Here is a 21,922-nt window from a genome sequence, read left to right as displayed (position 1 = left end):
CCGTTCTTAAACTGCGCTTTCCAGAGCGAAAATTCCATCCATGACAGGGACACAGGACCCAGCGACATAAGCCTTCCCCGCTTCGGTTCTGGCTTCCAGAAGGCTCGGGCGCCCCATATCCACGCCCTGCGTGAAGGTCAGGGACAGATCGGCTCCATTCTCCAGTGCAGACAGGAACGCGACGGCAGCAACCGTGGCACTGCCCGTGGCAGGATCTTCGGCAATGCCATCCAATGGCGAGAACATGCGCCCCTGAATGTCGCTGCCTTTTTCAAATGCGCTCTCCCCCGCATTGCGCGTATAAGCATAAACGGAGCTGATCCCGTTGGAGGCAAGGAGCCTGCGATGCGCAGCAAGCTCTCCGTGAGCGCGACGCAAAGCATCACGGGACGCAAGCTCAACAATCAGGAACGGCAGCCCGACCGAAACAACCTGCGGCGCATGATGCTCTGTGCGAATATCTTCCGGCTCAAGCCCCAGACACGCAGCTGCATTTTCAGGGATCATCCGGCTCCGGCGTGTCATGGCTTCCGGCGCCATGAGTTCCGCCCGAACGACACGTCCGTTCTCACACTCCAGCCGGACAGGAACAAGACCGGCCTTTTCTTCAAACAAAAGCGTTTCCGGCAGGTCTTGCCCCTGCGTTTCCGCCTGGCGCGCCAAGGCGAAAGCCGTTCCGATATTGGGATGACCGGCGAAGGGCAACTCCCCGGCTGGCGTGAAAATACGGACATGCGCCGTATGATCCGCCTCTACCGCAGGCAGCACGAAGGTTGTCTCGGAATAGCCGAATTCAATGGCAATCTTCTGCATCTGTTCGGTGGAAAGCCCTGCCGCATCGAGCACGACAGCCAGAGGATTGCCCCCGAAAAGCTGGTCCGTGAAAACATCCAGGGTGACATAGGAACGACGCATAACCGGTTCTCTCATCAGAGAATGAAGACATCCCAATCATGTCTGATTGGCTCCTTGGGGGAAAGATGGCGTAAACTGCTGATTCTGCTTTCCATCCATCTGCTGAGCGCATGACATCACGCCCGTCCCTTTCCCGCCCCGGACGTTCCCTTGAGGAACGGATCGAGGACCATGCCCGGCATCTGGGATTTGATGCCGTGGGCTTCTGCGCGGCGGAGCTTGGCCCGGATGTGGAAGCCGGCCTGCGCGCTTTTGTTGCCCAGGGCAATCACGGAACGATGGAATGGATGGAAACGCGCATCGAACAGCGCAGCCACCCGCAGGCCCTCTGGCCCGAAGCCCGCAGCGTCATTTCCCTAGCCCTCTGTTACGCGCCCGCAGAAGCCCCGGATGCAACGCTACGTCAGCCGGATCGGGGCAATATTTCCGTCTATGCCCGTAATCGGGACTACCATGACGTCATCAAAGGGATGCTGAAGCATCTGGCCCAGTTCGTCGTGAAGCTGGGCGACGAGACCACGCAGGTGAAGGTCTTCGTCGATACAGCCCCGGTTTCGGAACGCGCTTTGGCGGAAAAGGCGCATCTGGGCTGGCAGGGCAAACATACCTGTCTGGTCTCCCGCACCCATGGCTCCTGGCTTCTGCTGGGAGAAATCTACACGACGCTGGATTTAAGCGCGTCCGAGCCAAAGGGCGGAAGTTGCGGCACCTGTACGAGTTGCCTGACAGCCTGCCCCACAGATGCCTTCCTTGGTCCCTATCGCATGGATGCCCGGCGCTGCATTTCCTATCTGACCATCGAACACAAAGGACCGATCCCGCATGACCTACGGGAAAAGATGGGTAACCACATCTATGGCTGTGACGATTGCATTGCCGCCTGCCCCTGGAACCGCTTCGCCGAGGCGTCCCGCCACATCAAGCTTCAGGCCCGACCTGAACTGGTTGAACCCAGACTGGCTGACCTTGCGGCTCTGGATGATGCAGCTTTCCGCACGCTTTTTTCAGGCTCGCCTGTCAAGCGGATTGGTCGCAACAGGTTCGTCCGCAATGTTCTGATTGCGATAGGCAATTCAAACGATCCTAGCCTGATGCCTTCTGCACAGGCTCTGCAATCCGATCCTGATCCGGATATTGCCGAAACGGCCCGCTGGGCCTTGGAGCGCCTGACATGAGTGACCTCGTCAAACGCAGCCTGTCGCTTTCCGGACACCGAACATCCGTCGCGCTTGAACCGGAATTCTGGGCAGTTCTGGACCAGATGGCGGAGCGTCAGAAACTGAATTTTTCTGCGCTTGTGGCATCCATTGATGCGAAACGAACCCCTGACAGACCTTTAGCCTCTGCACTAAGAGTCGCCGCACTGACGACAGCCACCCGGCCCGAAGAGACCTGACCGAAGATCATTTTGCGCTGGAGGGTAAATCCATCCAGTCAGGATGCTTTCTCTGTATCCAGTTCAGGGCTTTTTCCATGAGGCGACGGAAAAACGGAATATCCTCGGACAACAGCAAGATGCCGACCGGAACCATCCAGACACCCAGAACAGGCAGAAATGCCATACACCCCCCGAGCATGAACAGGATTCCTGCGGGAATACGCACCCATTTCCGTTCTGGCTTACGCAGCCAGCTCAGGGTTTTCTGCATCCACTCCGGCAGTTTGCGGATCAGCGCCTGCATTTGCGCCTCATAATCGTTGACAGCTTGTGGCTGGCTCACAGGCAAATTCTTGTTCTGGTCGGACATGATTGAATCGGTCTCTTTTGTCATGCGTCTTCAACACCCAGCCAGCAGTGGAGATCCAGTTTTTTCTCCACAACTTATATGTCCGATCTGTCATTTGCCGCTTTCCGGGACCATGCTAGATTGTTGATATGGCTATCTGGGGCAAAATGTTCGGTGGTGTTGCTGGCTTCGCAGTCGGCGGCCCGTTCGGGGCACTGATGGGGGCTGCTCTCGGGCATGCCGCTGACAGTGGCTCCCTGCTTAACCCGTCCACAGGCGGCTGGAGCGAGCGCTTTCCAGCGCGCGGACGTCCGGACCCTAACAACGCAGCGTTTTTCGGTGCGGCAAAAATCGCTGCCGCCATGGGGAAGAAAGACCAGCTATACGCCATTGGTCTCGTAGCGCTGTGTGCGAAACTCGCCAAGATCGACGGGCCGGTTAACCGCTCCGAGATCAACGCTTTCAAAACCTGCTTCCAGTTCCCGCCTGACAACGTCAAGGAAGTTGGGATGCTGTTCGATCGTGCCCGCGAGCGGACGGACGACTTTGAGATGTATGCTCGTGAAATGGGCAACGCCTACGGAGACGACAAAGCGCCGCTGGAAAACCTGATGACGGCCCTCTTCCGCATTGCCCGAGCGGATGCAGGCTCCTCACGCGAACTGCACCCGAAGGAAGTAGATTTCCTTCAGCGCGTTCATCGCGCCTTTGGACTTCCTCCCGGTGCCTGGGACCGTGCAGAGAGTGGCGGCTCGCGTGCAGCAAGCACTGGCGAGCCAGACGCCTATCGCGTTCTCGGCATTGCCCGCACGGCTTCGGACAAGGAGGTCCGCGTACGCTGGCGCATGTTGATCCGTGAATATCATCCGGATGTCATTGCCCAAAAACCAATGAGTGATCTGGAGCGCAAACGGGCTCAGGAACGTGTGGCCCGCATCAATGCAGCCTGGGACCGGATCAAGCGCGATCGGCAGCTCTGATCCGGCTTTGGCCATCTCATCCTTGGAAATGCAGGACGGCCAGTAAGGTGTAGCTGATGCCACCCAGCGTAAGCAGCGACAGAACCACTGTGCACATCACGCGTGGTCCCGCTTTTGCTACGCTGCGCATATTCACGCCCAGGCCCAGAGCGCCCATCGAAATAACGGTCAGAACGGTCGCTGCCTGCCCAATCGGTTCGATCAAAAAAGGCGGAAGAAGGCCGAAAGAACGGCAGCAGACCATGCCGAGAAATCCAAGAATAAACCACGGCACGAACCGGAAAATGCCTGAGGGTGCTCGCCCGGCATTCGAAACGTTCATGTCCTGACCGGGAAACAGGGGCGCCAGCAGGGACAGCCCAAAGCATACAGGTCCAAGCATCAGAACCCGAACAAGCTTCACAACCGTTCCTGTCTGCACCGCAAGTAACCCCAGAGGCGCAGTTGCCGCGACGACCTGCGGCACAGCGTAAACTGTAAGCCCGGCAAAAGCGCCAAACGTGCTGCCGCTCATGCCGGAAACAAGCCCCAGAAACGGCAGCCCAAGCACAACGAACACGCCTAAAACAGCCGTAAAGGCAATAGAGGCAGCAACATCCTCTCCGTCAGCGCGAATGATCGGGGCGACGGCGGCAATAGCCGAATTACCGCAAATTGAATTGCCGCAGGCAACCAGAAGCGCCATCCGGAACGGCAGCCCCAACAGGCGCCCGATCCCGAAACTCGATATCAGGCTGACACCGACGAGCAGCAGAATCCCTGCAACCAGCCCCGGTCCTACCGCCAAAAGACTTGCGGCACTGACGGTGGCCCCCAACAGAACAACGGAAATTTCCAGAAGGAAGCGCCCACTGAAATCAATGCCGGGCTGGAATGCTTCACCTGGAGCACGGAAAGTCCGGATAAACATCCCCAGAAGGATGGCCAGCACGAGTGCTTCCAGCCAGGCTTTCCCGAACAGCACCCTTTCACCTGCTTCCAGAAGATAGGCCAGCGCTGTCACGAGCAGACATAGCGACAGACCTCTCCAGACGCGATGTGCGAGATGAACGATATTGCGATTGGAAGGCTGGGGCATCTTTGAATTTCTCCTGCCCTCCGAAATACGCACTTAAAAATTATCAATAAAACAAATTGATTATGTTATTCCGTTCGTAAATTTCGATTGGTTCAAGCCGGATGACGTCATGACTCTCGAACAGTTACGTATCTTCATCGAAGTAGCAGAGCGCGAACATGTCACCGCTGCCGCCAAAGCCCTGAATGTCACACAGTCCACGGCTTCCGCCGCTATTTCAGCTCTTGAAGAGCGCCATGGCATCAAGCTCTTTCACCGCGTCGGACGCGGGATTTCCCTGACAGACGCAGGAAAGATCTTCCTCGTGGAAGCCCGCAATGTATTGACCAGCGCAGCCTCGGCAGAAGCCATACTCGACGATCTGAGCGGCCTCAGACGTGGCAGCCTTCGCGTTGTCGCGAGCCAGACAATTGCGGCTTACTGGCTGCCTTCGGCACTCGTCGCCTTTCGTCAGGCATTTCCCCATATCGGCGTTGTTCTGGAAATCGGGAACACCCAGCAGGCAGCAGGACATGTCCGGGATGGATATTCAGATCTGGGCATCGTCGAGGGATATGTGGACGATCCTGCACTAGCTCACTGGCCCATCGGGGAAGACCGCCTCCAACTCGTGGGGTCCATACCGTTCCAGGGTACGACGATCGATTCCGAGTGGTTACAGACTGCCGAATGGATCATGCGCGAAAGCGGGTCCGGGACGCGGTCCTCGCTAAATCATGCTCTCCGAGCGAGAGGCGTTAATCCTGACACCTTAAAAGAAGTTCTCGCCCTTCCGTCAAATGAAAGCGTCCGGACGGCAGTGGAGGCAGGTGCAGGCGTGGCTGCCCTGTCTTCTCTTGTCGTTGCCCCTTCACTTGCTGCCAGAACGCTCTACGCAGCGCCCGTCGATCTGGGGCCGCGCATTTTCTTCGGACTGCGACATAAAGAACGTTACCGCAGCAAGGCAGCAGACGCGTTCCTGCAAATTCTGGAGACACAGAAGAAACCATAGGCAACAGTCTGAAAGACCTGTTCTTCCAACAAAAAAGCCGCCCTTCTCCCGAAGAGGCGGCTTTCATCAGCTTAAAAAGCGTCCCGTCAGACGGGAAGAGCAGCCTTAACGCCCTTCTCGCGGATAATCTTGCGAAGCGCCACGACCTGGCTGTTCAGCTCTGATGTATCCAGATCGCTCCAGGCATCGAAGGCTGGCAGTTTAAGCGCACTCTCAAAATCATCGGCCTTGGCCAGAGCCTTCTGGCTGTCACCGAAAGTCGGCTCGAACGGCTCGTAAGTGTCGCCCTTTTCGTCCTTACCGCGCAGCATTTCCAGATAGGATGCCATGCCAAAAGCAATGCGGGACAGATCACGCTTGCCTTCAAGAGCCTTGCGAACCGTTTCTGTCCAGAAGACCTGAATCTTCGAGCTGCCGTCCCCGGAAATACGCAACGTCTGATCTGCCATTGCAGGATTTGAGAAACGGCTGATCACGCTGTCCCGGTAGCCTTCCAGCGTCATGCCCGGAGGAGCCTTCAGAGTCGGAATGACGTCCTTGTTCAGGAAGTTTTCCAGGTTACGGCGCAGGTCCGCGTCGCTCACCGCCTGATCAACGTTTTCATATCCTACCAGAACAGCCGGGAAACAGAGCATGATATGCCCAGCGTTAAGCATGCGGATTTTCACATGCTCGTAGTCCGTCACATCGTCAACGAACTGCACGCCGGCCTTTTCCAGCGCGGGACGACCGTCGGCGAAATTGTCTTCCAGCACCCACTGATGAAAATCTTCCGCCACGAGCGGCAGATCGTCGTTCAGCCCGCTGGCCTCGTTCAGCTTCTTTGCAATGTCAGCAGAAACGGTCGGCGTGATGCGATCGACCATGCCATTCGGGAACGTCGCGTTGTCTTCAATCCACCTGGCCAGTTCCGGGTCCCGGGCCTTCGCATATCCAAGGAATGCTTTGCGGGCAACATTGCCGTTATGGCGCAGGTTATCGCAGGACATGATCGTGAAGGCCTTGCCCCCTGCATCACGACGGCGGCGCAGTCCTTCCACGACATATCCAAAAATCGTGGACGGCGTTTCCGGCGTCTTCAGATCCTGCTGGACAGCTGTGTTCTCAAGATCGAACTCACCTGACGTCTCGTTGATATTGTAGCCACCTTCCGTGATCGTCATGGACACGATACGGATTGTCGGGTCAGCGAGATGTTTCAGGACAGCGTCCGGATCAGCCGGCGCCAGGAGATAGTCACGCAGAGCGCCCATGACGCGGACCGTGCTCTTGCCGGATGGAGCGGTCTCGGTCAGGGAAAACAGGCAATCCTGCTTTTTGAATTCCTCAGCCTTCTTTTTCGACCGATCGCTACCAGTCAGACCAACACCGATGATTCCCCAGTTCGGATCATCCTTGAGGATCTGCTCTACGTAGAAGGCCTCGTGCGCCCGGAAAAAGTTCCCCACGCCGAAATGCACGATCCCCGGTTTGATCCCGTTGATGTCATAGGGCGGAGCCTGCACACCGGCGGGAAGAGACTTGAGGGTTTCGTGCGTGATCATGGAATTCTCCGTTCCTGACGACCGGCCACTGACGGGGACCGGCTTTCCGGGCAAATGCCGCAAGGTCTGCGAAAAAACGCAGGAAACTACGACAGGGTTTCGTCACAATGCGGACAGAAGCCGCTCAGAGACCTTTGGCAGCACCGGCATCATCACGCATGATGACACCTACGGCGCGTTGCAGATCTTCCTTGAACAAGGACATGACAAAACGCATCTCGGGGCGCGTCTGCTCTTCCAGACGTGGAAGAAGATCAAGGATGTCTTTGTCTTCCGGCTGATGCGGATGACGGTTCTGCTGCCGAACGAGACGTTGTTCACAGCTGTGAGCCAGCGCACGAAGTGCATGGCTGAGACTTTTATAGAGCGGAACAAGACCCGTATTGCCTGCTGCGCGGCCCGTTGCGATTGCACGAGCCACCAGCATTGTATCGTTCAGAAGCCTCCGCATCAACCTAGGGAGCGCAGCCAACACCGGATCACGCTTCTCCAGATCGCTGAAACGCTCGCGTCGCGCCTCTTCCACCGCCCCTTCCAGTTCGATCAGCAGAGAGACACAGGCTTCGTTTCGCTTCTCGATTTCCCGCCAGCTTGTTTCCTGATCCAGCGCGCCATCCAGCAATCCATCAAGGCGCCTCAGAAGGCGACCCGAAGTATGAAAAGCCTGCTTCCGGGCGCTGCTGTGCAGGACGACAAAAGACACGACCAGCGAAACCATGACACCAATCAGAATGGCTGTCAGACGCGTTACCATAGGCAGAAACGGACTGCCCTGACTGGGAAACAAATACACGATCATGAGCGTGATGCAGGCAAACCGAAGGTTCGTCTGCACCGCAGCCAGAAAAGCGAGAGGCGTCAGAACGATCCAGAAGGACAGCCATTGCTGGCCTGTCCAGAGTTCCAGCAGAACCGCCACTGTTCCCGCCACCGCACCCAGCAGCGTTCCGGTAATCTGGTCGCGAGCGGTGGCCATGGTCTGGGTAATGCTGGACTGCGTAACGATCAGCGCCGTCACCAGAGCCCAGATGGTTTCCTGCAAATGCAGCGCAAACCCGACCAGCCACGCAGCGGCGATAGAAACCAGCACCCGGATGGTCTGGCGCGTCGCGGGCCGCATGACCTCATGCCAGCTCGTTCCCCTTGGCGGAACAAGCAGCCACTTCCGCATCAGGCCATTCAAAATCGTCATGGGACGTTCCAGCGCCCGTTCCCGCGATCAGTTCCCGAGAAAAGGCACAGGAACCCAACGCAGACCATCATCATCCTGAACCAGAAGCAGCACCTCTGTCTTCTTCTGCTCCTGCGCCTGATGAATGGCCTTGGCAAAGGCATCCGGCGTGTCGATCTGATCCTGACCAACCTGCGTAATCACATTCCCAACCGCAATGCCGCGTGATGTTGCCGGGCTGGATGGCTCCACCCGATCCACCAGAACGCCTCGCTGGTCATCCGTCAGGGCATATTGCGTGCGCATTTCAGCATCAATGGACCGAACCGTTAGACCCAGTTCGCCAAAGGCTGCCTTGGTATGCGTCGGCTGATGCGTGTCAGACGGCGGCATATCCGGCGCGTTGGGAGACTGTGCCAGCGTGATAGGCAGCGTCCTGGTACTTCCCTTGTGCCACACTGTCAGCTCAGTCTTCCTGCCAGGCAGGATAGACGCAATGATGCGGGGCATGGTCTGCCCCGTCACATCCTGATCACCCACACGGGTGATGATGTCACCGACCTGCAGGCCCGCCTGTGAAGCCGGGCTTTTCGGCCCAACTTCAGAAACCAGCGCGCCTTTGCCAATGGTGCCATCTGCCTTGTGAAAATCAAGATCTTCGGCAATTTCGTAAGATACGTTCTGGAATTTCAGCCCCATCCAGCCGCGAGAGACATGCCCGGTCTTCCGCAACTGGTCGATGATGCCGCGTGCATCGTCAGCGGGAATGGCGAAACCAATACCAATGGAATCTCCACCAGCGCCGCCATAAATCAACGTGTTAATACCGATGACTTCGCCGGAAAGATTGAACAGCGGACCGCCAGAATTGCCACGATTAATGGCAGCATCTGTCTGGATGTAGTCATCATACAGGCCGTGTTCGACATTCCGTCCACGGGAGGAAATGATACCTGCCGTCACGGTGCCGTTCAGGCCAAACGGGTTACCGATGGCCACAACCCAGTCACCAATCCGTGCCGCATCGCTATGCCCCAGCGGAACCGCAGGCAGCGGGTGTTTGGGCTTTACTTCCAGTACAGCCAGATCAACCTGACTGTCACGCCCGACGATCCGAGCCGGAAGCTCTGTCCCGTCCTGGAGCGTCACGGAAACCTGGTCTGCGCCTTCAATGACGTGATTGTTCGTCACAATGATGCCAGCCGGGTCGAGGATGAAACCCGATCCCAGCGCCTGCATCCGGCGGGGCGGCCGGTTCGGGGCCGGCTTGTGCGTCATGTAGTCATGGAAGAACTTTTCCAGCGGGGAACCCGGCGGAAACTGTGGCACCTGCGGCCCGTCCGGGCTGCTGGAGTCTGGCCCCTTATCCTCATCCTTTCCCGGCTTGAGCACGGCGGATGTCGAGACATTCACAACCGACGGAAGGAGCCGGTTAGCCAGATCCGCAAAGCTCGATGGAACCGAACGCGGAGCCGGAACGGGGGCCGGAGAGGGCTGTGACGTGGTCTGTGCCTGCGCTAACGGGGCGGACAGCGCCAGAGAAACGGCGCAGGAAAGGGCAAGGCGGGCGGTCAATCTGCTCATGGTGACACGCTAACGCAGAAGACCATCCTTCGTCACTATCCTGCAGTTCAGGATGCGATCAGGAGATGCGTGTGCTAGGCTTGTCAGCTTTCCCAGACAGGCCGTTTTCCAGAAAAGAGTCTTGGCATGACCGACCAAATCCCCCCGACTGACCCATCCGACACGCCGTCTGTCAGTGCCGAGAAACGCATTTCCGAAATTCTTGGTAGCGAACAGGCAGGACTGGGTTCAAATGTTCTGGCCTTCGCGTCTCTGGAAGGCGTTTCGGTGCGGGACGGGCACGCGCATGTGTCTCTGGCCACTTCGCGGGACAACGTCTCCCGCATGGAACCCATAAGACCGCATGTTGAAGCCGAAATCGCCCGGATTCCCGGACTGACAGGCGCGACAATCTCCCTCACAGCCCACCGCGCCACGACGCCTCCGCCCGCCAATGCCCCCACCGCTCCCGCTGGTGGCGGCCATCGCCCCTTCAATCTGGGGGGCAAGAGCCGCAATGCGTCGAGCCGTCATGCACCTGAAACGTTGCTGCCCGGTGTGAAAGCCGTTGTTGCTGTCGCATCCGGAAAAGGCGGTGTGGGCAAATCCACCACAGCCGTGAACCTTGCTGCTGGTCTGGCAAAGCAGGGTGTTCGTACAGGCCTGCTAGATGCCGACATTTATGGCCCATCTCTTCCGCGTATGCTGGGCAAAAATGCGCGTCCGGAAGTGGTGGACGGGCGTATCATCCCCATCGAGGCCTGGGGGTTGAAGAGCATGTCCATTGGATATCTGGTGGATGAGCACCAGGCCATGATCTGGCGCGGCCCCATGGTCATGGGTGCCCTGACGCAGTTCCTCGGAGAGGTGGACTGGGGTGAGCTGGATGTTCTTGTGATCGACATGCCGCCGGGGACGGGGGACGCTCAACTGACCCTTGCCCAGAAGCTCGGAGCCAAGATGGCCAAAGGGGGCGCTGTCATTGTCTCCACACCGCAGGATATTGCCCTGCTGGATGCCCGACGCGGCGTCTCCATGTTCGAACGGATGGAAACACCCATTCTCGGCGTGGTCGAAAACATGTCCTATTTCTGTTGCCCGAACTGCAACCATCGGACCGAACTCTTCGGTCATGGTGGCGCACAGGAGGAAGCGAAACGCCTTGGCGTTCCTTTCCTTGGAGAAATTCCGCTCCTGGCAGATATCCGCGCCAGCGGAGATGATGGGACCCCGATCATCCTCTCCGCTCCCGATAGCGAAGCGGCCCGTGCCTATACGGCTCTCGCTTCGAACATTGCCGCAGCACTTGTTGCATCAGACGAAAAGGCTTCCTCATGACCCGAATTCTGCTTCTGGGAACAGCGCTGATTCTGTCAGCCTGCGCCCGCCCCCCTGTCGTGCATCACGGGCTCTCGTCTGACGGCTATGGATTCACAAACAACTCATCCCATTTGCCCCCACCACCCAGCCTCATGACACCGTCAAAGTGAGAAAATTACAGGAATCGACACTCTGACGCTTGACCAAAGGGGTCCCGGCATGGAAAAAGCCGGGCTGTGGATGCCGGGTTAGCACAGTGGTAGTGCAGCGGTTTTGTAAACCGAAGGCCGGGGGTTCAAATCCCTCACCCGGCACCACGATTTTTCCCAGAAAATCAAGACCTTGACGCGATTCTCCTCAGAGAACTGCGCGCGCTTTTTTATCCACCTTTTCGGGGCAGAACCCTGTGGATAAGTTTGTTGATTAAGGTTCCTGAAATGTGAGTCCGACGGGATTCTACATTCGTTCTCCGTGGAATCTGTTCAGAAACAGCGATTCTAGAAAAACAGGTCATCCACTGGGCCAGAAAGCTGGAAACCAGACATTCAGTTTTCTGCTGTGGGGTCCGTTTTATAGCAATGTTCTGTGAGGCCGTGTTTGCATAAAGCCATGTGCTTATGCGCCGGAACAGGCCAGAACACATGAATCAAAACTGATGCAAGCATGAGCAATCCTGCCAGAATCGCCCAGGGCCACATCCGGGGTGGCCGCTGATCGAGTCCAGCAGCAGACTCCTCCGGCACAGGTGCAGGGTCGTGCAGGATTTTATCAAGATCGCTCACGTGGGTCCGAACCGCCTTAGGCTTCGGATTCGATGATGGCGTTCATCTCGATCCACTCACGCTTCGTCAGGCCAGATGTTTCCTGCGTCACAGCCTCTCCGGCCAAACGACGACGCAGCACCTTCAGCATACCGGCCGAGAACGTGAATGCCCCGCGACGATATTCTTCAAAAGCCGCGGCCGTCGCCGGAACCCAGGCATGCAGCAGCTCAATCATCTTTTCCGCATAAACGCGGATTTCGTACTGCGCATGCGGGTCAGCGCGCAGGGCCAGGAAGTGCATCAGATTATGCAGATCAATCTTCCAGTACCACTGCGTATAGGTGTTGAGCGTCAGGTTCATCCGCGCCAGTTCACGGGCAAGGCCCGTCTCTTCCGGATTCAGCAGGCTCTCGTAATCGTCGTAGCACTGGCTGGCGTCGCGACGCAGGATGTCCAGAACGCGCTCGGCTGTTTCCGGATCAAGCGCTTCGCTACGACCCTGCCGGTTGGACGCACTCTGGGACGCAACCTGATCCAGCGCAGGAAGATAAAATTCCCGATCCAGAATGGAATAGCGCGCAGAATACTCGTTCACGCTCGCCATGCGATGACGGATCCACTGACGCGCCACAAAAACCGGCAGCTTCACATGAAACTTGATCTCGCACATTTCAAACGGCGTGGAATGACGATGGCGCATCAGGTAGCGGATCAGCCCCGCATCCTCGGAAACCTTCTTCGTGCCGCGACCATAGGAGACGCGGGCGGCCTGAACGACGGCCCCATCATCGCCCATGTAATCGACGACGCGCAGGAACCCATGGTCCAGCACTTCGATAGGCGTGAAAAGGAGTTTCTCCATCGCCGGAACGGTCGGGCGGGAGGTCAGCTGGGGCTCGTTGCGCTGAGCTTCGATCTCAGCGCGCTGTTCGGATGTCAGTGCCATAGGCCGCGGCTCTAGCATGACGACACCACTCTCGCCACCGCGCGCGCGATTCCAACAGGCATCAATTTTACGCTTCGTCTTTTCCCCTTGCAGGACGGCCACAGCGCTCCTATGTTCAGCAGTGCAAGGGGTTCGTCCCCGGCTATGGCGATAAACGGTAAGTGAAATAAGTGTTGTGGACCCGGGGGCAGTGCCCGGCGTCTCCACCAGGAAAAATCCCTCGCAAAAGGGATCTGTGGGGACGAAACAGGCTCGACGCGCATGGTAAAGACTTATCTTTTGCCCGGCATTGTACCACCGTCATCGGGCTAAACTTACAAGTGCCAATGATAACTCTGAGGTGCTCGCTGTCGCTGCATAAGCGATAAGCGCGGTTCGGGAGGGCACCGGGCAACAGAAGCCCTCCCACCTCAAATTTCCTTTTCTGCAAAACGTCTTGCCATTCAGGCCGGTCTGTCGCATCCCTGAGATGATTGACTGAAACATCAGGCTTGCGACCATGAGCGACGACGATCACAACGGCCAGGACGGCTTCGAACACGAACTGCCGGAAAGCCTTCTTCCCTATGACGACTGGGTGGAAGACGCCTACCGTGAAGTCATGCTGCGCGCCATTGAGCATGTCGCGGCAGAAGGCCTGCCCGGTGCCCACCATTTCTATCTGACATTCCGCACCAACCGCCCGGACGTCATCATTCCGGCTCGACTGCGTGCGCAATACCCGGAAGAAATGACCATCGTTCTCCAGCACCAGTTCTGGGATCTGGCGCTGGACCGCGACAAGAACATCATTTCCGTCGGCCTGTCCTTCGGCGGCGTTGGCAGTATTCTGGTCATCCCCGTCTCCGCGATCACGGCCTTTGCCGATCCGCATATCCGTATGGCCCTGCGCTTCGTCAGTTCCATGCAGGATGATGAGGACATCGAGATCCCGGAAGGCGCCGTCGAGCCAGATGATGTTGATCCCGCTCATCACCCGGAGGTCAAAATCGAAGAACCACCGGCAGAGGATGAGAAGAAGGAAGCCGAAGTCGTCAGCCTGGCGGCCTTCCGCAAGCGCCCACCGACCTGAAAAACCTCCAGCCCCGGAAGGCTTGCTCCGAGGCACCTGACGCCGTTCTCGTAAGGGATCATCATGCGCTTTACCGTCGATCGTCTCGATCACATCGTTCTGACCGTCCGCGACAGGAGCATCTCGGCGTCCTGGTATCAGCGGGTTCTTGGTATGGATATCGAGGAGTACGGACGGAACAATCGCGTTGCCCTCTGCTTCGGGGGGCAGAAGATCAATCTTCGTCCGGAAAATTCCAAGGGATGGGAAACGGCTGAAGGCGCGCAGCCAGGCACCTCTGATCTGTGCTTCACCTCGGCCATTGCCAGCGAAGACGTCATCCGGCACCTGGAAAAATGTGGGGTCGTGGTGACGGAAGGCCCTGTAGCGCGTCTGGGAGCCCTTGGCCCCATTACGTCCGTTTATTGCCGGGACCCTGATGGCAATCTGGTAGAAATCGCATCCTACCAGCGGTAACAGGCAGGGCTTCCCCCTGCCTGAATGGCTTTTACCAGTTCTTGGAAATCAGCCAGAATTCTTCAGACGTCAATGTAATCTGATTGCAGTCTTTCGTCTCGGCAGCAGCCGTGGCGAGGGCTTCAATACGCTCGATCATGATCGTCTTGCGCTGGTGCGCTTCGGACTGTTCCTTGACCGTGGACAGGGTCTGCAAGGCAGACTTGGCGGCCTTGGCAACGCGGGCTGCATCAATTGCGGCATAGGACATGGTCTGTCTCCATGATGGGGGGTAAACTCGCGCGACCCTACCGCACCCTTCGGGTCAGACCAAATCGTACAGATCAGGCCAGGGACGCCTCATAGGCATCCAGAACAGTCTGGGTCGGCCCATCCATACGAACCCGCCCCCCTTCCAGCCACAGGATACGAGTGCACCATTTCCGTAGAACAGGAAGGGAATGCGAAGTGACGACGAGAATTTCTGCCGCGTCCACCATGCCTTCCATCCGGTTCCTCGCCTTGTCCTGGAAACGCTGATCTCCGGCCATAAACCATTCGTCCATCAGCAGGATACGTGGCCGGGGAACTGTCGCCAGTGCAAAACCCAGCCGGATTCCCATTCCAGACGAATAGAGCCGGACGGGCAGATCGAAAAACGGCCCCAGTTCAGCAAAGGCCTCAACATCCGCTTCAAGAGCCGGGATCTGTTCTTTTGCCACGCCCATCCTGCAGGCAAACAGATGAAGGTTTTCACGGCCGGTCAGTTCAGGGTTCATACCGGACTGCGGATCAATCAGGGCATGACTGTCACCGTCAATATCCAGCAACCCATCCGTTGTTTCGTAGATCCCGGCCAGGACGCGGAGCAACGTGGATTTCCCTGCTCCGTTATGACCGATCAACCCCACACGCTCACCACCTGCGATTTGAAACGTCAGGCCGGAAAGCGCCTGAACGAGCACCGCATCAGAAGTGGCTGCGCCAAGGCGCATACGGCCGCCCACACTGGCGGGCTTCGTAACCGTCGCTTTCGCACGGGCCAGAAGCGTCTTTTTCAAGGACCGTGAAGCGCCGTGCAGAACAGGAAACGACAGGGACAGATTTTCAAGGCGGATATGGGTCATGCTCAGATCCAGAACACCAGCCGCGCCCGAACTCGCACGAAAACCCAGACTGCCAGCGCACAGAATACGGCACTCGTTCCAAGTGCCACACCCCACACACCCGCTGATGGAACATGCCCTAGCAGGGGAGCGCGTACGATTTCCAGCAAGGCATAGAACGGATTGTAGAGCAGAAACCTGGCCTTGCCCGCGAGCTGTTCGGGCTGCCAGATCACTGGGGTGACGTAAAATACGATCTGCATAAGCGCGCCGACGATCGGCGGAATATCCCTGAACCTTGCACACAGCGCACCGAGCAGCATGGACGCAGCGAAACCGTCGATTCCCCAGAGAAACAGCGATGGAACGGCAAGCAATGCCGAGGCACCCGGCCAGACATGGTAGATGGCGAACACGCCAATCGGCACGATGATGTTGTGCCCGAACACGATGGCATTGCGAACAACGACACGAACGGCCTGGAGCAGTAGCGGCAAACGGCTGGACCGGATCATGCTGTCCGCATCCAGAAAGCTCGTGCAGGATTCCTGGATGAGACTTGCCAGCCCGGTCTGCCAAAGCGTGAGGGACAGTGCCAGAAACGGCAGATAAACCTTGAGATCCTGATGGAACAGCCGCCCATACAGAACGCCCATCGAGGCCACCATGAGAACTGACGTGATGGTCAGCCAGAAGGGGCCCAGCGCAGACCCGCGATAGCGCAGCTTGATATCCAGCCATCCCAGCATGACGCCGAGCCGCCAGAGCTGGCGTGTTTCCCGGAAATCATTCCAGGCACGAGCGGCGGGGCTGCCACGTCGCTGATCAAACCTTATCAGGCCGGAAGCAGGCTTTGACAGGCTGTCAGCGTGAGGTTCGGTCGGGGCCGGAGACAATGCGCTCATATGGTCCGCCTAGCCGATACCCCCTCATCCCGCAAGCAGGTAGGCCCTTGATGGCGCTAAGTGGTTTCCCCATGTATCGGGCAGATAGCGTCCTTGGGAGAGATGGTTCCCGGAAAACATCCGGTTTTCGTCATTTTTCCTAGTTTTGCCGTAATCCCTGTGTATGCTTTGCGGGTTGCGACAGTTCTTCCCTTGTCAGGTACCCTGCCCCGATGCCCAGCTCCGCCGTGCCGCCCCAGACTACTCCACGTTTCCTGACCACTCTCCGTTCTGGTCTGGCACTTGGTCTGATCGGCCTGCTCGCGGCCTGCGCAAACACCCCTGACATGAGTTCGACTTCCCGTCTGCCGGTTACGCAGGAAGCCGCGAAATACCGGGCGCACGCCAAGTCCTACTACGCACCTCCCGGCCCGCCAGATGATCCGTGGGGGCCCTATATCGAAGAAGCGTCCGCACGCTTCGATATACCGGGCCAGTGGATCAGGGCCGTGATGCAGCAGGAGTCCGGTGGCCATCTTTTTGACCACAACGGCAATTTCATTACATCGACCCCGGGCGCGATGGGTCTGCTTCAGCTGATGCCGCCCACTTATGACGACATGCGCCAGCAGTACGGCCTCGGGGATGACCCCTTCGATCCGCACGACAATATCCTCGCCGGAACGGCCTATCTCCGGCAGATGTATGATATCTACGGTTCTCCCGGATTTCTGGCCGCCTACAATGATGGTCCGGGAAGTCTGGACAGCTATCTTCGCCGCGGCCGTCCACTGCCTCGTGAAACGCGCCGGTATGTTGCCTCCATCGGGCCACGGATTGCTGGCATAACGCCTCACAACCGTTCGGCGGCGGATCTTCTGGTGGCGCAGCACGATCCAAATGCCCAGATCCAGATCGCAGAGAACAGCGCCCCGGCGTCTCCGACCAGTCAGGCGGTCAGTGCTGCCTGGTCGCACAAGGATGCGGCCGATAATGGCACTGCTTCTGCTGCCCCCGAGGAAGTGGCCGAGGCTCCTGACACACCGGCTGCACCCATCGCCGTAGCTTCGGCGGCCACACCTTCTGCTGGACCGAGCAGCGTCAGTGCAGCATGGGCCGCGCGCGGTATTACCTCCCCTGCTCCAGCAGTTCAGGAGGCAGCGTACCGGCCATCCGTTGCAAGCAACATGGATACCGAACTGGCTGACAGTCAGGTTACAGCGCAGGAAATTCCCATCGGGCATCGCCTGAAGCCACAGCCGATCATGGCCGTCATGCCTGCCGCCAACCAGCAGCAGTATCGCCTGTCACCCGGCCCCGCCCCCGTCATCCACCGCGCTGCACCCGTTCAGCAGGATACGTCAGGGCCTCGCACCTGGGCTATTCAGGTCGGAGCGTTTGCCAATGCCAGTCAGGCCAGCACGGCCGCGTCTCAGGCCCACAGCCATGCGGGTGCTGTTGTCGCCTCGGCCCGGACCCAGGTTGCCAGCGTCAAAACGGGCAAGGGTCATCTCTATCGCGCACGTTTGACAGGCCTGACACATGACAGTGCACTTGCAGCGTGCCACCGTCTGCCGCACGGTTCGCCCTGTGTCGTGGTTCCGCCCGGCGCATTCTGACATTCATTCAGGGAACAGAACTGATCCTATGCGTTTTCTGCTGCCAATCTCCGCCTTTTGCGCCCTAGCTTCGATTGGCACTCTTGCCTCCCCGGCCCATGCCGCACTGGAAACGGGCGCCCACGCTCCTGATTTCACGGCGCAGGCCAGCATGGGGGGACATCAGTTCAGCTATCATCTTGCCGAGGCCCTGAAGTCAGGCCCTGTCGTCCTGTATTTCTACCCGGCCGCTTTCACCAAGGGATGCACGATCGAAGCCCATGACTTTGCGGAAGCCATTCCGCAGTTCAAGGAAATGGGGGCCACCGTTATCGGAATCTCCATGGACCCGATCGACAAGCTGACGCAGTTTTCCGTCAGCGAATGCCGCAGCGCCTTTCCAGTTGCCGCAGACCCGAGCGGCACGGTGACGAACGCATACAAGGCCAAAATGCCCGCGAAGCATCTGGCAAGCCGTACGTCCTATGTGATTGCGCCGGACGGACATATCGTCCTGTCTTACGCATCCATGTCTCCGGACGAACATGTTGAACGGACGCTCGCTGCCGTGAAGGCCCTTAAAGCCGGCCACTAACGCGTTACACTACGACCGGATTTCCCTGTTATGCCCCGCTCTCCCCGTCCTGCTCCCGAAAAGGAGCAGGCTGGTTCTTCCGATCTGTTCGGCCAGCATCATGTCGGCCATGCGCGACCGCTTCGCCTTTCAGACGATGTATCCAGCACAGCTCTCTATGCAGGTCCGGGTGACTGCTACCGTTACACGCTTGAGCGGGTATGGGACGATAGCAAACCCATGATCATGTGGCTGATGATGAACCCGTCTGTCGCAACGGAAATGGGGGACGATCGTACGGTCGCCAAATGCCAGCGTTATGCCCGGGCATGGGGATATGGCGGCATTTTTGTTGGAAACAGCTTTGCATATCGCTGCACGGATCAGAAACGCCTTCTTGAGGTTGATGATCCGGTCGGGCCAGACAATGACTCTCACCTACTGGCCATGGCCAAAAAGGCAGATCTTGTCGTTCTGGCGTATGGCGCTCCACAGGCCAAAGCCCTGCGCCCAAGAGGCACCGAAGTCGCCCGTATGCTTGGCCACCATGGCATTACGGTGACGGCTCTCCGGTTAAGCAAGAGTGGCAGGCCAGAGCACCCGCTGTACCTACCCTCTGCCCTGACGCCGCAGCCACTCGATCCCGAAACCCTGTCCTGAAAGACAGGATCAGTATGAGCTTCCTTCAGGCCCACGTTCCTTGATCTGCCAGACCAGAACCAGATGGTTGTCGTGGTTAGGGTACACGACCTGAGGCTGGATTTCCGCGCCCAGCTTCTTTTCGTCATAGACCTTCTGGATGGCAGCTTCATCAGCCGCCAGCGTCTGGTCTGAAATAGAGGCACCTTCCTGCAAATGCGTTGCAGCAGCCAGGGCGGGAGTTGGAACCTTGGTGTTTCCGTCAAAGGCCACCTTGTCCACGATCAGTTGCCGCGCCTCACGAGTAGGGGGAACCTCCTCCCGGAGGACCAGCTTTACATCCACCCTGTCAGCGGAAATGTGCATCTGCTCCCCAAGATCTGCGCCTACACCTCGCGACTGATACAGGTCAGCCACCCGCTTCTGTGCATCAGACAACTGCGCCCGGCTTACAGTCTGGCCGGAGCGATAGCCGAACGTCTTTAAAATCTCCTCCGAAGGAACACTCTTGTTGCCCTCAACGGCAATCGTTCCAAGTTGGAGGGGAGCATCCATGGCGGGAACAGGGGGAGGAGCGGGTGGTGTTGCTGGATCGGCAAGCGCCGACCCCACCAGTAAGATCGCTCCCAGGCCAAGCCCCGAAGCCGCCTGCTTCAGCATGGAATGAGAAAACATCATGCTGCCTCCTGTGCCTTGAAAAAAAATAAGAGACCTACCTTTACGCCAAAGAGGAGGTGAGGTTGCCAATTATTCAGACTAGGGCAGTCCCCATCCACACAACGTCACAATTCCGAGACTTTCTCTCTAAACCCACTTAAATCCTTATCACCGCATTGACACCTGGGCGGCCCGTCTGCGACACACCGTTTCTCACTCCCTAAATTGGAATTCATTTTCTTCGTCCCATCACGGGAACGTCCTTGAAGAAAACGTGTTTTCCTCTCCACCATCATCAGACAGAAGAGAGACCTGCTGCCTCATGGTCGTGCTGCCTATTCCTGCTCGCGTTCCTCGTTCCGGATATTTTCGTTCGGCTTTGCTCGGCGTTTTGTCCGCCACGACACTGGCATTCCTGCCCGGATACGCCTGGGGACAGGCCGCATCTCCCTCCGGATCGACGCCTACGGCAGGTCCATCCGCGGAGCCGTCCGCCGGGAACAGCAAATCCGAGATGACATCTCACCCCATGGATACAGGGCTCCGCGTTCCGCTCATGCAGAAGAATATGCGGGGTGTTCGCAGCGCAAGCGCGTCTGACGAGATTGCAGATCCAGGTTCGTTCTTCGCAGCTCCCATGGGTTCACAGCACTTCTTCGGTGACTGGGGCGGTATCCAACCCTGGCTGGTCGATCACGGCATCCACCTTCTGGCATCCATCAACGAAGAATTTGCTGGCAACGTGACTGGTGGCAAACAGCACGCCTATTCGGATACCGGCCAGGTTGGCGTTGAACTGGACGTTGACTGGGACAAACTGGCAGGCATTCCGAATTTCTGGACTCATACCTTGATCGTGAACGGCCACGGTCAGAACGTATCGCGCATGTTCGGGGATTCCATTGCCCCCGTTCAGGAAATCTATGGCGCTCGTGGTAACGTCGTTGCGCATCTGGTCTCGATGTATGGCGAAACGTCGTTTTACCATAACCGCATCGACATCAGTGCAGGTTGGATTCCAGTTGGTTCCTTCTTTGCGGCCTCGCCTCTGTTCTGTGACTTCATGAACGTGGCTGTCTGCGGTAATCCGGCGCCGAACAAATATACGGAAGGCAACCGTGACTGGCCCTCCGGTAATCTGGCGGCCATCGTTCGCGTTATGCCAACCGTCAATACCTACATCATGGGTGGCCTGTTTGCGGTCAGTCCTCACGCATATAACGGCGGTATCTCCGGCTGGTCCTGGGCGCAGTCCGGGCTCGGCAAGTTTTCAACGCCGGTTGAAATTGGCTGGGTTCCGCATTTCGGGAAGAACCGTCTCGTAGGCCATTACGAACTTGGTTACTCGTACGACAATTCTCGCTATCCCAACCTGTACGAAGATATTCATGGCAATTCCTGGCAGCAGACGGGCCTGCCCCGCCGCTATGAAGCCGGCCGAAACAGCGCATGGCTCATTATGGATCAGATGCTCATGCGCAATGGTCCGGGCGACACCAACGGTCTGATCCTCATGGCCGGCGCCATGTACAGTGATGGCAAGACTGTCTCCATGCGCGATCATACCTGGGTCGGCATGATCGATACGGGCAAGGCCTGGGGACGTCCGCTCGATACGATTGGTGCCATGTGGCAGCATTTCGACATGAGCACCACGGCCGCTCTCCAGCAGGAATCCTCCAAGGAACTCAATCTTCCTTATCAGGACACCCAGTGGGGCGCAGTTTATGGCCCGCAGAGCCATGAGAACGTGTACGAACTGTTCTACAGTGCGCATGTTGCCCGCGCGATGGCGATCCAGCCGGACTTCCAGTACATCCAGCGGCCTAGTGCGACCACAACATTCCATGACGCTGCGGTCTTGGGAGTTCAGTTCACAGTCGTGCTCTGAGGCGACCCACACTGCGGCCGAATACGAAGCGAAGCCCTTCCCAGGCTTCGCTTTTTTTATGACCTAA

General features: G+C 57.9%; 23 protein-coding genes, 1 tRNA gene and 1 other RNA gene. 13 read left to right on the top strand and 12 right to left on the bottom strand.

Annotation, left to right across the window (positions count from 1 at the left end; all coding sequences use genetic code 11):
* Positions 1–6: 6 nt before the first annotated feature.
* Positions 7–915, bottom strand: coding sequence for a PhzF family phenazine biosynthesis protein (locus GFR01_RS08610; protein ID WP_099182081.1), 909 nt, complete (start codon positions 913–915; stop codon positions 7–9).
* Between the two features lie 110 nt (positions 916–1,025).
* Between GFR01_RS08610 and queG the strand changes: the two genes are divergently transcribed.
* Together queG and GFR01_RS08600 are read left to right on the top strand one after the other, a co-directional pair.
* A complete protein-coding gene (queG, locus tag GFR01_RS08605; RefSeq protein WP_099182080.1) occupies positions 1,026–2,090 on the top strand; it encodes a tRNA epoxyqueuosine(34) reductase QueG in 1,065 nt (354 codons plus the stop codon).
* Positions 2,087–2,311: a ribbon-helix-helix domain-containing protein gene (locus GFR01_RS08600; RefSeq protein ID WP_099182079.1), complete on the top strand. Its 225-nt coding sequence runs from the start codon at positions 2,087–2,089 to the stop codon at positions 2,309–2,311. The genes queG and GFR01_RS08600 overlap by 4 nt, the downstream gene beginning before the upstream one ends.
* A 7-nt stretch (positions 2,312–2,318) precedes the next feature.
* Here GFR01_RS08600 and GFR01_RS08595 read toward each other — a convergent pair whose 3' ends face one another.
* Positions 2,319–2,687 (bottom strand): hypothetical protein, encoded by a 369-nt coding sequence (locus tag GFR01_RS08595; RefSeq protein WP_099182078.1) that lies wholly within the window; start codon positions 2,685–2,687, stop codon positions 2,319–2,321.
* Positions 2,688–2,791: 104 nt separating this feature from the next.
* Between GFR01_RS08595 and GFR01_RS08590 the strand changes: the two genes are divergently transcribed.
* Positions 2,792–3,622, top strand: coding sequence for a TerB family tellurite resistance protein (locus tag GFR01_RS08590; RefSeq protein WP_099182077.1), 831 nt, complete (start codon positions 2,792–2,794; stop codon positions 3,620–3,622).
* 16 nt (positions 3,623–3,638) lie between these two features.
* Here GFR01_RS08590 and GFR01_RS08585 read toward each other — a convergent pair whose 3' ends face one another.
* Positions 3,639–4,700 (bottom strand): YeiH family protein, encoded by a 1,062-nt coding sequence (locus tag GFR01_RS08585; protein ID WP_099182076.1) that lies wholly within the window; start codon positions 4,698–4,700, stop codon positions 3,639–3,641.
* Positions 4,701–4,809: 109 nt separating this feature from the next.
* On the opposite strand from GFR01_RS08585, the gene GFR01_RS08580 reads away from it, so the two are divergent.
* Positions 4,810–5,691 (top strand): LysR family transcriptional regulator, encoded by an 882-nt coding sequence (locus GFR01_RS08580; protein WP_099182075.1) that lies wholly within the window; start codon positions 4,810–4,812, stop codon positions 5,689–5,691.
* Positions 5,692–5,777: 86 nt separating this feature from the next.
* On the opposite strand, the gene GFR01_RS08575 is transcribed toward GFR01_RS08580, so the two are convergent.
* The 3 genes from GFR01_RS08575 to GFR01_RS08565 form a co-directional block, all read right to left on the bottom strand.
* Complete coding sequence (locus GFR01_RS08575; protein ID WP_099182074.1) at positions 5,778–7,235, bottom strand: mannitol dehydrogenase family protein; 1,458 nt, start codon at positions 7,233–7,235, stop codon at positions 5,778–5,780.
* A 124-nt stretch (positions 7,236–7,359) separates the two neighbouring features.
* A complete protein-coding gene (locus tag GFR01_RS08570; RefSeq protein WP_099182073.1) occupies positions 7,360–8,427 on the bottom strand; it encodes an FUSC family protein in 1,068 nt (355 codons plus the stop codon).
* Positions 8,428–8,454: 27 nt separating this feature from the next.
* Entirely contained in the window at positions 8,455–9,990 is a 1,536-nt protein-coding gene (locus GFR01_RS08565) for a Do family serine endopeptidase (protein WP_099182072.1), read from the bottom strand.
* Between the two features lie 126 nt (positions 9,991–10,116).
* On the opposite strand from GFR01_RS08565, the gene GFR01_RS08560 reads away from it, so the two are divergent.
* Positions 10,117–11,307 (top strand): Mrp/NBP35 family ATP-binding protein, encoded by a 1,191-nt coding sequence (locus GFR01_RS08560; protein ID WP_174694685.1) that lies wholly within the window; start codon positions 10,117–10,119, stop codon positions 11,305–11,307.
* A 224-nt stretch (positions 11,308–11,531) separates the two neighbouring features.
* Positions 11,532–11,606 (top strand) — tRNA-Thr (locus GFR01_RS08555).
* Between the two features lie 228 nt (positions 11,607–11,834).
* On the opposite strand, the gene GFR01_RS08550 is transcribed toward GFR01_RS08555, so the two are convergent.
* Both GFR01_RS08550 and thyX read right to left on the bottom strand, forming a co-directional pair.
* Entirely contained in the window at positions 11,835–12,071 is a 237-nt protein-coding gene (locus GFR01_RS08550) for a hypothetical protein (protein WP_099182071.1), read from the bottom strand.
* Positions 12,072–12,087: 16 nt separating this feature from the next.
* Positions 12,088–12,999, bottom strand: a complete 912-nt coding sequence (gene thyX, locus GFR01_RS08545; RefSeq protein WP_099182070.1) for an FAD-dependent thymidylate synthase — start codon at positions 12,997–12,999, stop codon at positions 12,088–12,090.
* Between the two features lie 83 nt (positions 13,000–13,082).
* Between thyX and ssrA the strand changes: the two genes are divergently transcribed.
* The 3 genes from ssrA (at position 13,083) to GFR01_RS08530 (ending at position 14,527) form a co-directional block, all read left to right on the top strand.
* Positions 13,083–13,407, top strand: a transfer-messenger RNA (tmRNA) gene (gene ssrA / locus GFR01_RS08540).
* A gap of 91 nt (positions 13,408–13,498) precedes the next feature.
* Positions 13,499–14,071, top strand: a complete 573-nt coding sequence (locus tag GFR01_RS08535) for an SspB family protein (RefSeq protein WP_063903370.1) — start codon at positions 13,499–13,501, stop codon at positions 14,069–14,071.
* 63 nt (positions 14,072–14,134) lie between these two features.
* Positions 14,135–14,527, top strand: a complete 393-nt coding sequence (locus GFR01_RS08530; protein WP_099182069.1) for a VOC family protein — start codon at positions 14,135–14,137, stop codon at positions 14,525–14,527.
* Positions 14,528–14,558: 31 nt separating this feature from the next.
* On the opposite strand, the gene GFR01_RS08525 is transcribed toward GFR01_RS08530, so the two are convergent.
* The 3 genes from GFR01_RS08525 to GFR01_RS08515 all read right to left on the bottom strand — a co-directional run bounded on the left by GFR01_RS08525 (position 14,559) and on the right by GFR01_RS08515 (position 16,517).
* Positions 14,559–14,777, bottom strand: coding sequence for a hypothetical protein (locus GFR01_RS08525; protein WP_007283870.1), 219 nt, complete (start codon positions 14,775–14,777; stop codon positions 14,559–14,561).
* 73 nt (positions 14,778–14,850) lie between these two features.
* Complete coding sequence (locus GFR01_RS08520) at positions 14,851–15,633, bottom strand: ABC transporter ATP-binding protein (protein ID WP_099182068.1); 783 nt, start codon at positions 15,631–15,633, stop codon at positions 14,851–14,853.
* A gap of 2 nt (positions 15,634–15,635) precedes the next feature.
* Positions 15,636–16,517, bottom strand: a complete 882-nt coding sequence (locus tag GFR01_RS08515; RefSeq protein ID WP_099182067.1) for an ABC transporter permease — start codon at positions 16,515–16,517, stop codon at positions 15,636–15,638.
* 212 nt (positions 16,518–16,729) lie between these two features.
* Here GFR01_RS08515 and GFR01_RS08510 point away from each other — a divergent pair, with 212 nt between their 5' ends.
* The 3 genes from GFR01_RS08510 to GFR01_RS08500 are packed head-to-tail and all read left to right on the top strand — an operon-like array spanning position 16,730 to position 19,328.
* The gene (locus GFR01_RS08510) at positions 16,730–18,115 is read left to right on the top strand and encodes a transglycosylase SLT domain-containing protein (RefSeq protein WP_174694684.1); all 1,386 of its coding nucleotides are present in this window, start codon (positions 16,730–16,732) and stop codon (positions 18,113–18,115) included.
* A 28-nt stretch (positions 18,116–18,143) separates the two neighbouring features.
* Positions 18,144–18,689, top strand: a complete 546-nt coding sequence (locus GFR01_RS08505; RefSeq protein WP_099182066.1) for a peroxiredoxin — start codon at positions 18,144–18,146, stop codon at positions 18,687–18,689.
* Between the two features lie 30 nt (positions 18,690–18,719).
* Positions 18,720–19,328 (top strand): DUF1643 domain-containing protein, encoded by a 609-nt coding sequence (locus tag GFR01_RS08500; RefSeq protein WP_063903365.1) that lies wholly within the window; start codon positions 18,720–18,722, stop codon positions 19,326–19,328.
* A gap of 9 nt (positions 19,329–19,337) precedes the next feature.
* Here GFR01_RS08500 and GFR01_RS08495 read toward each other — a convergent pair whose 3' ends face one another.
* Positions 19,338–19,985: a POTRA domain-containing protein gene (locus tag GFR01_RS08495; RefSeq protein WP_099182065.1), complete on the bottom strand. Its 648-nt coding sequence runs from the start codon at positions 19,983–19,985 to the stop codon at positions 19,338–19,340.
* A gap of 301 nt (positions 19,986–20,286) precedes the next feature.
* On the opposite strand from GFR01_RS08495, the gene GFR01_RS08490 reads away from it, so the two are divergent.
* On the top strand, positions 20,287–21,855 hold the full coding sequence (locus GFR01_RS08490; protein WP_099182064.1) for a carbohydrate porin: 1,569 nt from the start codon (positions 20,287–20,289) through the stop codon (positions 21,853–21,855).
* Positions 21,856–21,922 lie beyond the last annotated feature (67 nt).

Source organism: Gluconobacter frateurii (assembly GCF_002723955.1).
Classification (GTDB): Bacteria; Pseudomonadota; Alphaproteobacteria; order Acetobacterales; family Acetobacteraceae; genus Gluconobacter; species Gluconobacter frateurii.
This window is presented reverse-complemented; position numbering and strand designations above follow the sequence as displayed.